9 protein-coding genes are annotated in these 14,988 nt (G+C 27.1%); 7 read left to right on the top strand and 2 right to left on the bottom strand.

The features are described from left to right. Positions 1-298 precede the first annotated feature (298 nt). The gene (locus CSBG_RS14745; protein WP_008680785.1) at positions 299-868 is read right to left on the bottom strand and encodes a hypothetical protein; all 570 of its coding nucleotides are present in this window, start codon (positions 866-868) and stop codon (positions 299-301) included. A gap of 557 nt (positions 869-1,425) precedes the next feature. On the opposite strand from CSBG_RS14745, the gene CSBG_RS14740 reads away from it, so the two are divergent. From CSBG_RS14740 to CSBG_RS14720, 5 genes are all read left to right on the top strand, one after another. Beyond that, entirely contained in the window at positions 1,426-2,385 is a 960-nt protein-coding gene (locus CSBG_RS14740; protein WP_008680784.1) for an ABC transporter permease subunit, read from the top strand. A 19-nt stretch (positions 2,386-2,404) separates the two neighbouring features. Then, positions 2,405-3,367: a carbohydrate ABC transporter permease gene (locus CSBG_RS14735; RefSeq protein WP_008680783.1), complete on the top strand. Its 963-nt coding sequence runs from the start codon at positions 2,405-2,407 to the stop codon at positions 3,365-3,367. Between the two features lie 85 nt (positions 3,368-3,452). After that, the gene (locus tag CSBG_RS14730; RefSeq protein ID WP_008680782.1) at positions 3,453-6,584 is read left to right on the top strand and encodes an alpha-mannosidase; all 3,132 of its coding nucleotides are present in this window, start codon (positions 3,453-3,455) and stop codon (positions 6,582-6,584) included. Between the two features lie 161 nt (positions 6,585-6,745). After that, positions 6,746-9,262 (top strand): FN3 associated domain-containing protein, encoded by a 2,517-nt coding sequence (locus tag CSBG_RS14725; RefSeq protein WP_008680781.1) that lies wholly within the window; start codon positions 6,746-6,748, stop codon positions 9,260-9,262. Between the two features lie 113 nt (positions 9,263-9,375). Then, positions 9,376-11,337 carry a glycoside hydrolase family 20 zincin-like fold domain-containing protein gene (locus CSBG_RS14720; RefSeq protein ID WP_008680780.1) on the top strand — a complete coding sequence of 654 codons (1,962 nt, stop codon included), beginning with the start codon at positions 9,376-9,378 and terminating at the stop codon, positions 11,335-11,337. A 68-nt stretch (positions 11,338-11,405) separates the two neighbouring features. Here the strand turns inward: CSBG_RS14720 and CSBG_RS14715 are convergent, their stop codons facing one another. Continuing rightward, the gene (locus CSBG_RS14715; protein ID WP_008680779.1) at positions 11,406-12,119 is read right to left on the bottom strand and encodes a GntR family transcriptional regulator; all 714 of its coding nucleotides are present in this window, start codon (positions 12,117-12,119) and stop codon (positions 11,406-11,408) included. A gap of 313 nt (positions 12,120-12,432) precedes the next feature. On the opposite strand from CSBG_RS14715, the gene CSBG_RS14710 reads away from it, so the two are divergent. Then, the gene (locus CSBG_RS14710) at positions 12,433-13,851 is read left to right on the top strand and encodes a glycoside hydrolase family 1 protein (protein WP_008680777.1); all 1,419 of its coding nucleotides are present in this window, start codon (positions 12,433-12,435) and stop codon (positions 13,849-13,851) included. A 55-nt stretch (positions 13,852-13,906) separates the two neighbouring features. Then, the gene (locus CSBG_RS14705; protein ID WP_235840746.1) at positions 13,907-14,824 is read left to right on the top strand and encodes an ROK family protein; all 918 of its coding nucleotides are present in this window, start codon (positions 13,907-13,909) and stop codon (positions 14,822-14,824) included. Positions 14,825-14,988: the final 164 nt, after the last annotated feature.

The raw sequence follows: 14,988 nt of genomic DNA, 5'->3' as shown, positions 1-14,988 counted from the left end.
TAAATAAATGTGTTTACTTAGCAACAATGGAGATATTAGAAAAATGGACCCAACCTATACATAATTGGGGAGCTACGCTAGCGGAGCTTTCAATAGTATTTGAAGATCAATTAAAAGATGAATTAGCTTAGAAGCTTGTACTTTTTATAAATTATATGCATACTATTTGATTTTTTTGAAATACTAAAAAAGGTAATAAGAAACATTATTAGTATTTCTTAAATATAAAAAAATATTACTGGAAATGAAAATTTCCAGTAATATTAAAACAATAAAAATAATAATTACACAGAATTATCTATTCTCTCTCGCATACTAATTTTATAAAAATATTCACTTTATTTTTCTCAATTAGTCTATCTAAGTCTTCTTTTGATAAGAATCCCAGTCTTTCCATGCTTAAACCGCTTCCGCCATCATTGCCATGAAATAAATATACTTCATCCCCTATATCTATTTGTCTATTTCCACTAAAATAATAATTTGTTAATTTAGATATATCTTCTTCTATTTCTAAATTAGTATATGCCCCACCAGACATTAGTTTTATTTTATTTTCTTGTATATTTATTGATAGATTAGTATCTTCTATTTTATCCTCTGTTGGTCCATATGCCATACCAAATATCATTTCTTCTTTTACTTTCTCTTTATTTTTATAAATTTCATATACTATCTTCAGTTCATAGTTTTTATCTTTAGGTAAGTTTTTCAAATCATATTTAAATGCTCTGTTTCCAGTTAGTAATAATATTTCATTTTGTTCATCTGTAAATTCTTTAGATTTAATTGTAAAATAGTTATTTTGGGTGCATCCACTAATAATTAAGGCACTCAAAATCGCAATTAAGACCAATACTTTTTTCATTTTTTCCCACCTCAGTAATTTATGTTTTTTTTAGTTATATTATTTGCAAAAAATTGTTTACTCTTAAATAAAATAAATAGTTTAATATTACTTATTTCTTAGATTAAAAATTCTGTTTCATATTTAAATTTGCATTATAATACAATGATTCTTTACTTTGATTATATTATACTAACATATTTTACAAATTTATTCCAATAAGCATTTTCCAAGCTATATTTTTATATATAAAGTCACACAGCAATTCGCACCTATGTATTCACAGAGATAACAGATTTAATATTTTTTGAAATACATGTGATTTTGGTTGTAATTTTAATTTAATTAACATATTTTGCACCCAGAAAAAGAACCTGTTGGTAAATTTTAATGTCTTTTTTAGTTTTTTATTTAAAAAATGAGTCTGTTGGTTATACACAAGTACATTTTTATTCAGCCGAAAAATAGAAACTTTAATTTATTCACTAAATCTAAAGTATTTCAACTTTAAAGGTAAAAGGCTTGTATGATATATTTTAAGTAGTTAAAGAAACGTTTACAGAAAAGGGGTTGGAGCAATGTCTAAAGTTAAGAAGTTAGATAAAAAGAGAAATAAGTCAATATTTAAAAAGCTAAAAGAGAATGGAGAATTTTTACTTTTAACATTACCAGGGACATTATGGTTTTTAGTATTTGCATATTTGCCTATGATAGGTATAATTATTGCTTTTAAAAATTGGAGAATTAGCGGTGGATTTATAGAAAGTTTAATAAAAAGTGAATGGGTAGGATTTGATAATTTCAAATTTCTATTTAATAGTAGTGATGCTTGGCTAATTACAAGAAATACAGTTTTATATAATATTGTTTTTATAATTTTAGGTATAGTACTTCCTGTTACATTAGCAATTTTATTAAAGGAACTGTTAAATAAAAGATTATCTAAGTTTTATCAAAGCTCTATGTTCTTACCTTACTTTTTATCATGGGTTGTTGTAAGTTACTGTTTATTTGCATTTTTAAGTCCAGAAAAAGGATATGTAAATGGAATTATAACAGCTTTAGGTGGAGAAAAAATATCTTGGTACACTGAGTCTAAATATTGGATTGTAATAATAATATTTATGAGTCAATGGAAGGCTGTTGGATATGGTACAGTTGTATACTTAGCATCTATATGTGGAATAGACAAGTCATATTATGAAGCATCTATGATAGATGGAGCAAGTAAATGGCAACAAATAAAATATATTACCATTCCATCATTAAAACCAGTTTTGATAATAATGTTTATAACAGCAGTAGGAGGAATGTTTAGAGCTGATTTTGGATTGTTCTATCAACTCCCAAAAAATTCTGGAGCTTTATATCCAGTAACAAATGTTATAGATACGTATGTTTATAGAGGTTTAACTAACTTAGGGAATATAGGAATGAGTTCAGCAGCTGCATTATATCAATCCTTTGTAGGACTTATTTTGATATTAGTTACTAATGGAATTGTTAGAAAAGTAGATAATGAAAATGCATTTTTCTAGAGTAAAGGCGGTGTAAAATATGGCATATAAATTTAAAAATATTTTTGATACTAATAAAGAACAAAATGAAGCAGAAGATCATTCGAATAAATTTAACTCAATTTCAAAAAAAACAAATATGATTTTAAATGTATTATTTGGAATCTTAGCAGCATTATGTATAGTACCATTTCTATTTGTTTTAATAATTTCGTTGACTAGTGAGAGCTCCTTACAAGCAAATGGATATAGATTTTGGCCAGAGGAGTGGAGTCTAGAAGCATATAAATATATATTTGAATCTGGAAGCAATATAATTAGAGCCTATGGAGTAACTATTGTAGTCACAATTACTGGAACAATACTTGGATTAATTATAATGACAACTTATGCTTATGCGTTATCAAGAAAGAATTTTGCATATAGAAAGTTTTTTACTAAGTTAATATTTATTCCTATGTTATTTTCAGGTGGTATGGTTTCATCATATTTAGTTGTAACAAGATTTTTAGGACTTAAAAATAATATATTAGCTCTTATACTACCTATTTGTGTCAGTTCATTTCACATTATAATTTTGAGAACATTCTTTAAAACTACTGTACCAGATGCAATTATAGAATCTGCAAAAATAGATGGAGCTTCAGAGTTTTTACTATTCTTAAGAATAGTTTTACCAATATCACTTCCAGCAATAGCAACAATAGCTTTATTTTTAACACTAGGATTTTGGAATGATTGGTTTAATGCAATGCTATATATAGATAAAAATAGTTTAATACCATTGCAATATTTACTTATAAAGTTAGAAACATCAATAGAGTTTCTGGTGAATAATTCTCAATCTATTGGTTTAAATGCAACTGAAGCAGTATCAAAAATGCCAAAAGAAACAGTAAAGATGGCAATAGTTGTTATAACTACTTTACCAATTATTTTTGCTTATCCATTTTTCCAAAAATATTTTGTTAGTGGATTAACGGTTGGAGCAGTAAAGGAGTAAATTTAATGAATGATTGGGTTGTAAAGTTAATAATATAGTAATAAAAGTGTAAGTTAAAATATTTAATATTCATAGGAGAAAAGTTATGTTTTATTTATTAGAAAGAATTGAAAAGACTTGTAATGAAATTGCTAAAAATGTATATAGAAATGAAATAAGCCTTGAAAATTATATGTATATCGATGGAAATTATCATAACATAGATTTAATAAAGGATGCTCCAAAAGAGCGATGGAGAGAGTTTAAAAGTGGAGATTTATGGGGAGGCAAAGATTGTCATGGATGGTTTAAGTGCTCTGTAGAAGTTCCAAATAACTTTGAAGGGAAAGTAATAGCCCTTAACTTTCATACTTTTGATGAAGGATGGGATGCTACAAATCCTCAATTTATCTTATATGTTAATGGAGAAGAAATTCAAGGGTTAGATATAAATCATAGAGAGGTAATTTTAACGCATAATGCAGTTGCAGGCACAAAGTATGATATAGATTTACATGCATATGCAGGAATGCTTGCTGATAAAAAAGCTACATTATATGGAAAGTTAGTAGAAGTAGATATGGATTCTAGAGAGTTATATTGGAATCTAAAAGTCCCTGTTGATGTATGCAAAGAGTTAGATAAAGAAGATAAAAATAGAATAGATATGATAACTGTTTTGAATGAGGCTATCAATTTAATTGATTTAAGAAGACCTAAATCAAAAGAATATGATGAAAGTATTAAGGAAGCAAATAACTTCTTAAATGAAAAGTTTTATGGAGAATTATGTGGACATGAAGATGTAATTGCAACTTGTGTAGGACATACTCATATAGATGTAGCTTGGCTTTGGACTGTTGCACAAACAAGAGAAAAAGTTGCTAGGAGCTTTTCAACAGTATTGAAACTAATGGAAGAGTATCCAGAGTATATATTTATGTCATCTCAACCACAGCTTTATAAGATGTTAAAGGAAGATCATCCTAAAATATATGAAAAAGTAAAGGAAAAAATTAAAGAAGGAGTTTGGGAGCCAGAAGGATCTATGTGGCTTGAAGCAGATTGTAATGTTACATCAGGAGAGTCACTAGTAAGACAAATACTTCATGGTAAAAGATTTTTTAAAGAAGAATTCAACGTAGATAATAAAATATTATGGTTACCAGATGTTTTTGGTTATTCAGCAGCATTACCTCAAATACTTAAGAAATCAAATATAGATTATTTCATGACAACTAAAATAGCATGGAATCAATTTAATAAAATTCCAAATGACACATTTATGTGGAGAGGTATAGATGGAAGTGAAGTACTAACGCATTTTATAACAACTACAGGTCCAGGACAAGATAGAGAATCTCACTTCACAACATATAATGGACATATTCAGCCAGATGCAATAATGGGATCGTGGAGAAGATATCAAAATAAGAATATAAATAACGATGTACTAGTTTCCTTTGGATGGGGAGATGGTGGTGGTGGTGCTACTATCGAAATGCTTGAAAATGGTAGAAGATTAGCAAAGGGGATACCAGGTGCTCCAAGAGTTAAAATGGGAACATCCTTAGATTATTTTAAAAGATTAGAAGAAAAAGTATCAGGAAATAAAGAGTTAAAAAAATGGGTTGGAGAATTATATCTTGAATACCATAGAGGTACTTATACTTCAATGGCGAGAAATAAAAGAGATAATAGAAAATGTGAAAATTTATATACAGCAGCAGAAAAGCTTAATTCTCTATCAATGCTATTAGGTAATGAATATCCTCAAGAAAATATTAATAATTCATGGGAAAAAGTGCTTCTAAATCAATTCCATGATATTATTCCAGGATCATCTATTAAAGAAGTTTATGATGTTACACAAGTTGAGTATAAGGAGTTATTAGAAAATGTAGATAATTTAATAGAAAATAGCATGGATAATATACTTTCAGAAATAAATCTTGAGGAGAGAAGTGTAGTAGTTTCTAATACTTTAGGTTTTGAGAGAAATGATATTGCAACATTTGAAATTCCAAAAGATATAAAAAATCCAGCAGTAATTGATGAAGATGATTTAGAGATTGTGTGTCAAAAAATAGATGGAAATAAAGCAATATTTTTTGCAAAGGCGATTCCTGCAAATGGATATAAATCATTTAGAATTGTAGAAGCAACTAAAGAAACAAATGAATTAGTTAAGCTTTCGAAAGAAGAAGCGGAAAATAAATTTTTCAAGATTATATTTGATAATCAAGGACAAATTACATCATTTATAAATAAAGAAGTAAATAGAGAAATATTAAAAGATGGAGCAATAGGTAATGAACTTCAAGCTTTTGAAGATAAGCCAATGTGCTTTGATAACTGGGATATAGATATATATTATAAAGAAAAAATGTGGAAAATAAATGATGTTCAAAATATTGAAGTTATAGAACAAGGACCAGTAAGAAGCACATTAAAGGTAGAAAGAAAATTCTTAGAATCAAAGATAATTCAAAAGATTCATATTTATAATGATATCGAAAGAATAGATTTTGAAACCTTTGCAGATTGGAAAGAAAAAGATGTATTAGTTAAGGCAGCTTTCCCAGTAGAAATTAATGCTAAGGAAGCTACTTACGAAATTCAATATGGAAATGTAACTAGACCAACACATAACAATACATCTTGGGATGTTGCAGCATTTGAAGTTTGTGGTCATAAATGGGCTGATTTATCAGAAGGTGATTTTGGAGTTTCATTATTAAATGATTCTAAATATGGCCATGACATAAAAGACGGAAACATGAGATTGACATTATTAAAATCAACATGTGATCCAAACCCAGATGCAGATAAGGAAGAGCATTTCTTCACATATTCAATATATCCTCATACTGGAACATGGAAAGAAGCAAAAACAGTTAATCAAGCTTATCAATTAAATACACCTTTATTTACAAAAGTTTGTGAAGAAAATAAAGGAATTTTAGATAATAAATTAAGCTTGGCTAGTGTAAATAAAGATAATGTTATGATTGAAGTTATAAAGAAGGCCGAAGATAGTGATGATTTAATAATTAGACTATATGAATTCCATAACAAGAGAACAAATGTAGATTTAAGTTTCTTTAAAAATATAGAAAGTGCTGTTGAGTGTAACTTATTAGAAGATGATCTATCAAGTGTAAATATAAATGGAAATAGTATTAACTTTATAATAAAGCCTTTTGAAATAAAGACATTAAAAGTTAGGTTGAGATAATTTAAATAAATTCAAAATAATTGAGGTAATATTATATCATGATTTTTATAAAATTAAGATATTTTATTACCTTTAATATTTAACATTACTTATAAAAATAAGGAGAAAGTAATCAGTAGTATAGAGTTTAATATATTCTATCTAGTGAAAAAGTATTAAGTATGAGTTTAACAAGTAAAAAATTAAAGACACCAACAATAGTAAATATATATAACTTTATAAGAAAGACGGTATATCCAAGTGGAGAGTTTGTTGAAGATGATTTTAAAACAATAATATATCAATTAGAAATTTTGAAGCAATACGGATTGCCAGCAACATATGCACTAAAATATGATGCATTAATAGATAAAAGGTTTAGTGATTTGATAAAAGAAAGTATTGATGAATATGACGAAGTTGGTGTTTGGTGGGAAATTGATAAGCAACTAGCAGAAAAAGCAGGAGTTAAATGGAAGGGAAAGACTCCAGTAGATGATCATGTAAATATAGGATATTCATTAGGATATTCAAAAGAAGATAGATTAAAAATGGTAGATGTATATATGGAAGATTTCAAATCAATTTTTGGGTATTATCCCAAATCAGTAGGGTCTTGGGTAATGGATATTATAACTTTAACGTATTTTAAAGAAAAATATAATGTTGAAGCCGCTGCTTTATGCAGAGATCAAATTGGTACAGATGGATTTACACTTTGGGGAGGATATTATAACCAAGGATATTATCCAAGTAAATTAAATGAATATATACCATCTCAAAGTAAGGAGATGCAATTGGATTTACCAATATTTAGAATGCTCGGACCTGATCCAATTTATGCTTTTGAAGATGGATTAAGAAAATCTATAAATGGTGTTTATACTATGGAGCCAGCTTGCGTAATAGGACAAACTAAAGAGTGGATTGAATGGTTATTTGATAGATATATAAATGAACCAGTTTTAGGATTTTCATATATACAAACAGGACAGGAAAATACTTTTTTATGGAATACAATGAAAAAAGGATATGAACTCCAAATTCCATATATAGCAAAGCTTGCAAAAGAGAAAAAAGTAAGAGTTGAAACTTTAAAAGAATCAGGAAAATGGTTTAAGAAAAAATACTTAGTTACACCACCTACTACTATCACAATATCTAAGGACTGGAATAAAGATGATTTAAGAACAGCGTGGTATAATAGTAGATTTTATAGAATAAGTTTTCTTTGGGAAAAAAATAGTCTTTCTATAAGAGACTTGCATTTATTTAATGAAAATTATAAGTCAAGATATTATGAAAGTACTTTGGAAGACAATGAGAGTGTTTTTGATTCACTTCCTATATTAAATGCTCATTATTGGAGCGATAAAAATTTAAGAGCATCAATAGATTTAGTAAAAATAGATAGCAATAATGATATAAATAAAATAATTGGAGAAGAACCAAAGTTTTCAATAATAGATGAATTTTCATATGAAGTAATTTGGGAAACAAGTGAAGGTTCAACAATAAATATAATATGCAAAGATTCAGAAATTGTATTTAGGGAAAATATATTTGAAGAAAATAGATACAAAGAAAATGTATTTAAGAAAAATAGATATAAAGATAATACATTGAAAGAAAATTGCTACAAAGATAATCAGAAAAAATTTGCATTGTACTTTAATAGAATTCCTGTAGTGAAGAATGTATATAAAAAAGAATTAGTGTGTATGCACAATGGTTTTGAGTACTCTTTACATTTATCTAAGGGAGAGTTTATATTAAATGGAAATTCTAAATTAGAGAATTCTGAATTGTTTATTGTTTCAGAAGAAAATGAGATATCTTTATTAATTTCTAAGGATGAAAGAATAATAAATGAAGAAATCTTTACTAAGGATTATTTGAAAAATTCAGATGAAGTTGATAACTATATTCCAAAATATCAAAGAATAAAAAGTAAGTCTAAAATAATGCCAAGAGCATTAAAACCTGAAATTTCACCTAAAAATATTGTGTTAAAGGAACCAATTAATAAAAAAGTTGATATATATAATCCAAATAAAACTGGTGAAATTACATATACATTAGATGGAAGTGAGCCAAATATTCAATCATTATTATATACAGAGCCAATAGTAATAGAGAAGAGTACAACAATTAAAGCAAGGGCTTTTAAGGATGGCTTTAAAGAAAGTGAAGTAGAAGAAGGTAGTCTATATAAATCATTAGGGATTAAGGATATAAAGACATTTACAAATCCAGTAGAAATAGAAAAATATAATAAAAATGGTGTTTATGATTTAATAGATGGGGAAAAGGGAAGTAATGATTATACAGATGGACGTTGGCTTGGATACCATGATGATTTGGATGTAATTATAGATTTAGGAGAAGAAAGAAACATAAGCAAAATAACTGTAGGTTTTTTACAAGATACTAGAGCATGGATTTATTATCCTAGATTTGTAGATTTTAAGTATTCAGTTGATGGAAAAGAATTTAATGATATTGAAAGAATTTATTATAGAAATTCAATACCAAGAAAAGAAGTTGCTGTAGATAATATAAGTTCAATTTTTAATATCGATATAAAGATTAGGTATATAAGAATCTTTGCTAAGAATGAAGAAGTATGTCCTAGTTGGAGCATTATGGCAGGTGAAGGGCCAGCGTTTATGTTTGTTGACGAAATTACTGTGGAGTAATCGGTTTAAAATATATTAATGGTTTCAGAATAGAGTTATGAAATTACTAAGTAATAAATATAAATTTTATTGATTAAAAAGATGTTTATTGACTAAAAAGGGAGATGGTGAAAATGAACTTAATACCAATGCCTAGAAAGATACAATATATTAAAAAAGAATTTAAATTAAAAAAAGAAGTTAATATAATTTTAGATTACAACTGTTCTTTTGATGATTTGAACTCTGCAATATTGTTGCAAGAAGAAATAAATAATACTTTTGGATTTAAAGTAAATATAACAAAGGCTTTAAATTATCATATTTATAATACTTTTATATGTCTAAAGAAAAAGTCTTCAATGGAGGATGAGGAATATAAGTTATCAATAAAAAAAGATAATATTGAAATAAATGCCTCTACTTCTAAAGGATTATTTTATGGAATTCAGACATTAATACAAATAATAAGAGAGTATGGATATAGTTTACCAGGAGTAATAATAGAAGATAAACCTTATTTTAAACATAGAGGATTTTATCATGATGTTACTAGGGGAAAAGTTCCGAAGCTAGAAACTTTAATGAACTTAGTAGATAAAGCATCATTTTATAAGATAAATGAACTTCAGTTGTATATTGAGCACACCTTTGCATTTAAAGGGATGAGCGAAGTTTGGATAGATAAAGATCCATTAACTTCAGAAGAAATAATTTTATTAGATAGGTATTGTAAAAATAAGCATATAGAACTTATACCATCTATATCTACCTTTGGGCATTTATACGAAGTTTTAAGAACTAAATCCTTTAAGAATTTATGCGAATTAACAGAAACAACAAAACCTGAATATTCCTTTGTAGATAGAATGGCTCATCATACATTAAATGTAACTAATGAAGATAGTATAAAATTAGTTGGAAATATGCTAGAACAGTTTATACCTTTATTTTCATCTAATAAGTTTAATATATGTTGTGATGAAACCTTTGATTTAGGGAAAGGGAAAAGTAGTAAGGAGTCTGATAGACTAGGGATTGGAAAGCTTTATGTTGATTTTCTTAATAAAGTTATTTCTATAGTAAAAGAATATGATAAGGAAATAATGTTTTGGGGAGATGTTATATTAAATCACCCAGATTTAATAAATACTATAGATAAAGATGCAATTTGCCTAAATTGGAATTACTGGTGTGGTGTTGAAGAAAAGGATACAAAAATAATTGCAGAAAGTGGAAGGAAACAATATGTATGTCCTGGAGTAGGGGGATGGAGTCACTTAATGAATTTAATGGACAATGCATTTGAAAATATATATAGAATGATTTCATATGGAGTAAAGTATGATGCAATAGGGGTACTTAATACAAATTGGGGAGATTATGGACATATAAATTTATTATCTAGTTCTATTCCAGGAATGATATATGGAGCTGCTTTATCATGGAATCCTAGTATAGAAAAAGATTTTAATAAAATGTATAAAGATATTTCTATTTTAGAATTTGGAGATAGTAGTGGGACACTAGTTTCATTATTAGCAGAACTAAGTAAATGTCAGGAGTTTGGATGGTCTGAGTTAGTAATATGGAAGGAAAAGTTTAATACAAATGAACACATCAAAAATGAACTTATAAGGAAAATGAAAACAGCAAAAATTCATGAACTAAAGGAACAGCAGGAAAAAATATTAAAAATAGAAGAAAAGTTAGAAAATTTATCACATGATACAAAATATACAAAATCAAAGGAAATTATACAAGAGTTTATAGTTGCAGCTAGAGGTATCTTAATAATAAATAAAATAATGATAGTAATAATAAATAATGAAATATACAAGGGTAAGCTTGATGATAATGTGAATAGTATAAATATTAGCATAAATAATAAGATAATAAAGGGGTATAGTGATATAAATAATGATGTAATAAAAGAAAGCATTAGTATGAATAATAACTTTAAACAATTGGCAGAGAGTTTTGAAGAATGGTTTTATGAGTATTCAACTATATGGAGAAAAACAAATAAAGAAAGTGAATTATATAGAATAAGAGATGTAATAAAATATACTTGTAGTTATTTACGGGATATATAGCATAAAAAATTTCTACTTATTTAGGCCCAAGGGGAATTCCCCTTAGGGCTTTTAAAATTGAAGTTAGTTTATACTCTTACTGAAAAAGAGGTGAATTGGAATTTATCATATCTATGCCTAGCAATGGAATATTCAAATGCTTTTCCATTATTTATATAAGCAATTTGCTCAACTTCTAAAACAGGATCATGATTACCTAAATTTAAGTACTTAATATCTTCTTTATTGCTTTTATCTGAACGAATAATTTTATTTGCACTACTTATTTTTAATTTTAAGGTACTTTCTATATAATCATATATTGAATGTTCTAAAATACTATGGTTAATTCCAGTGATTAGTGTAGCATCCATAAAGGTTTTTTCAAGGACTACAGGCTCATTATTAATATATCTCACCCTTAATATTTCATATACAGGAGAGTTTTCATCTATATTTAATTTGTTAGATAAATTAGTATCAGCAAATATTAATTTGAAATCTAAAACTTTTGTTTTTACATTACCATGAGATAGCCTAGTTAATCCATTTAAATCTCTATCAAATATATTTATCTTTGAATTATCAGGTAGTTTATCCATTATAAAAGTTCCGTGTCCACGTTTTCTATATATAATGCCATCTAAAACCAATAAATCTAATGCTTTTTTCATAGTCATTCTACTACAATTAAATTCATTGCAAAGGCTAATTTCATCAGGTATTTGATTATTTTTATCACTGTAGACTCCATTTTCAATTCGAAGTTTAATTTCATCACTTATTTCTTTATATTTAGGCATATTAGATATCCTTTCACTTTTAATTATTATATAAATATATTACTATAAATTATAATTTTATCAAGATAAAACTATAGCCAATAATTTTAATTGTCTAGACAAATGATAAAATTGGCTATATAATTATTATAGGATAAAGTTATAAAATTTAATTTAGATATTAAATTTCAGTATTTATACTGATTTTAAATGAAGTATTAGGAAAATAAAAATAAAGCTTATGAATTTAAGTTTTTAATGAAAACGATAATAAATAATAAAAATTTACTAATAAAAAATAAAGAGTATTTACAGATTTAAGGGAGGCGTTGTAATGAAAAACAAATTTACATTTCCAGAAGGATTTTGGTGGGGATCAGCAACTTCAGGTCCACAAAGCGAAGGGAGCTTTAATAAAAAGCATAAAAGCGTGTTTGATTATTGGTATGAAGTAGAGCCAGAAGCATTTTTTGATAAAGTTGGACCAGAGGTTACATCTAATTTTTATAATAGTTATAAAACAGATTTACAAATGCTTAAGGAAATAGGATTAAATAGTTTTAGAACATCAATTCAATGGACAAGACTTATAAAGGATCTTGAAACTGGAGAACCAGATGAAGACGCAATTAGATTTTATAATGATGTTATAGATGAAACTATAAAAAATGGAATGATACCTGTAATGAACTTACATCATTTTGATTTACCGGTAGAACTTTATGATAAATATGGTGGATGGGAATCAAAGCATGTTGTAGATTTATTTGTAAAGTTTGCAGAAACAGCATTTAAGCTTTTTGCTGATAAGGTAAAGTTTTGGACAACTTTCAATGAACCAATAGTAGTTGTAGAAGGACAATATTTATATAAGTTTCATTATCCTAAAGTTGTTGATGGAAGAAAAGCAATGCAAGTTTTATATAATATAAATTTAGCATCAGCAAAAGCTATAAAATTATTTAAAGACAATAAATATGATAAGAATGGATCTCAAATAGGAGTAATATTAAATTTAACACCATCATATCCAAGAGATATAAATAATCCTGAAGATGTTAAGGCAGCAAAAATAGCAGATGCATTCTTCAATAGATCATTCCTTGATCCAGCAATAAAAGGAGAATTTCCAAGGGATTTAGTAGAAATTCTAAAAAATGATAATGTATTATGGGAGTCTAATGAAGAAGAGCTTAAGATAATAAAGGAAAATACTATAGATTTCCTTGGAGTGAACTATTACTTCCCACGTAGAATAAAATCAAAGGAAAATGTGGAAATTTCTAGTGAATCTGTGGATAAATCATCTGAGTGGATGCCAGATAAATACTTTGATAATTATGAAATGCCAGGAAGAAGAATGAATCCTTATAGAGGATGGGAAATATATCCTAAAGCAATGTATGATATAGCAACTAATATAAGGGACAATTACAATAATATTCCATGGTTTATTTCTGAAAATGGAATGGGAGTAGAAGGTGAAGAAAAGTATATTAATGAAGATGGAGTTATAGAAGATGATTATAGAATAGAATTCTTAAAAGAGCATTTAGAAAATCTTCATAAGGGAATAGAAGAAGGATCAAATTGCTTTGGATATCATACATGGACTCCTATTGATTGTTGGTCTTGGTGTAATGCATATAAAAATAGATATGGATTTATAGCTTTAAATTTAAAAACACAAGAAAAAACAATAAAAAAATCAGGAAGATGGATAAAAGAAGTTTCTGAAAATAATGGATTTTAGATAGCCCCATGGGCATTTCTCCTAAGGTAAGGTAAATAGAAAATATGAAGAGGGTATGAAAGAAATGAAAAATAGTTCAATAAGTAATGATAAATACATAATAGGAATAGACATTGGTGGAACAAATATTAGAGCTGCATTATTAGATGAAGAAAGAAATATTATAGAAAAGATAAAAATAGAAAATCGAGTAAAAAAAGGACCTGAATATAACCTAGATAAGATTATAAATCATATCAATAGTAACTGGAAAGATAGAAATATAAAAGGAATTGGAGTTGGAAGTCCAGGACCTTTAGATATTAAAAATGGAATTATATTAAAAGCGCCTAATTTACAAGGATGGGATAACTTTAATGTAAAGAAATATTTTGAAGAAAAAACATCACTAAAAACAGAAGTAAATAATGATGCTAATGTTGCAGGACTTGCTGAAGCTATGATTGGATCTGCAAAAGGAGCTGAAAGTGTTTTTTATATTACAGTTTCAACAGGTGTTGGTGGTGCTTTAATAATTGATAATAAAATTATAAATGGTGCAAATAGCTTTGCAGGAGAAATATGTAACCTAATAATAAATGAAGATAAATACAGCCATTCAGGACTAGTTCAAGGTGGACTTGAAGGACAATGTAGTGGGCCTAATATATCTAGACAAGCAACTGATTTATTAGGAAAACACATAGATACACCAGAAGTTTTTGAGTTATATAAAAATAATGATAATTCAATAAAAAGCTTAATTAATGGAGTATGTGAAAATTTATCTATAGGAATTTCAAACATAATATCAGTTGTTGATCCAGAAGTTATAGTCCTTGGAGGTTCTGTAATTTTATATAATAAAGAATTACTAGAAGTAATAACTAAAAAAGTTAAAGAAAAAGTAATTAATAAAGATGCTGTAGACATAAGAATAGCAGAAATTGGAGATGATGCTGGACTTAGAGGAGCAGGTTTCTTAATTATCTAATTAAATTTTACTGCAATATAAAGAGATTAATACAAAGAAAGTTAATATAAATATAAGAAAGGTTGTCCGTCAAGGGCAACCTTTTAAACTAATAATTGGCTCTGTTTTAAACTAATGTTGATATTGGACAATAAAAAAATGAACAATTGATTGTCCGTTTTTAA

The organism is Clostridium sp. 7_2_43FAA, from assembly GCF_000158375.2.
Taxonomy (GTDB): Bacteria; Bacillota; Clostridia; order Clostridiales; family Clostridiaceae; genus Clostridium; species Clostridium tertium.
This window is presented reverse-complemented; position numbering and strand designations above follow the sequence as displayed.

Coding starts and splice junctions, on each gene's coding strand:
- CSBG_RS14745 (WP_008680785.1), bottom strand. CDS start 868: ATGAAAAAAGTATTGGTCTTAATTGCGATTTTGAGTGCCTTAATTATT.
- CSBG_RS14740 (WP_008680784.1), top strand. CDS start 1,426: ATGTCTAAAGTTAAGAAGTTAGATAAAAAGAGAAATAAGTCAATATTT.
- CSBG_RS14735 (WP_008680783.1), top strand. CDS start 2,405: ATGGCATATAAATTTAAAAATATTTTTGATACTAATAAAGAACAAAAT.
- CSBG_RS14730 (WP_008680782.1), top strand. CDS start 3,453: ATGTTTTATTTATTAGAAAGAATTGAAAAGACTTGTAATGAAATTGCT.
- CSBG_RS14725 (WP_008680781.1), top strand. CDS start 6,746: ATGAGTTTAACAAGTAAAAAATTAAAGACACCAACAATAGTAAATATA.
- CSBG_RS14720 (WP_008680780.1), top strand. CDS start 9,376: ATGAACTTAATACCAATGCCTAGAAAGATACAATATATTAAAAAAGAA.
- CSBG_RS14715 (WP_008680779.1), bottom strand. CDS start 12,119: ATGCCTAAATATAAAGAAATAAGTGATGAAATTAAACTTCGAATTGAA.
- CSBG_RS14710 (WP_008680777.1), top strand. CDS start 12,433: ATGAAAAACAAATTTACATTTCCAGAAGGATTTTGGTGGGGATCAGCA.
- CSBG_RS14705 (WP_235840746.1), top strand. CDS start 13,907: ATGAAAGAAATGAAAAATAGTTCAATAAGTAATGATAAATACATAATA.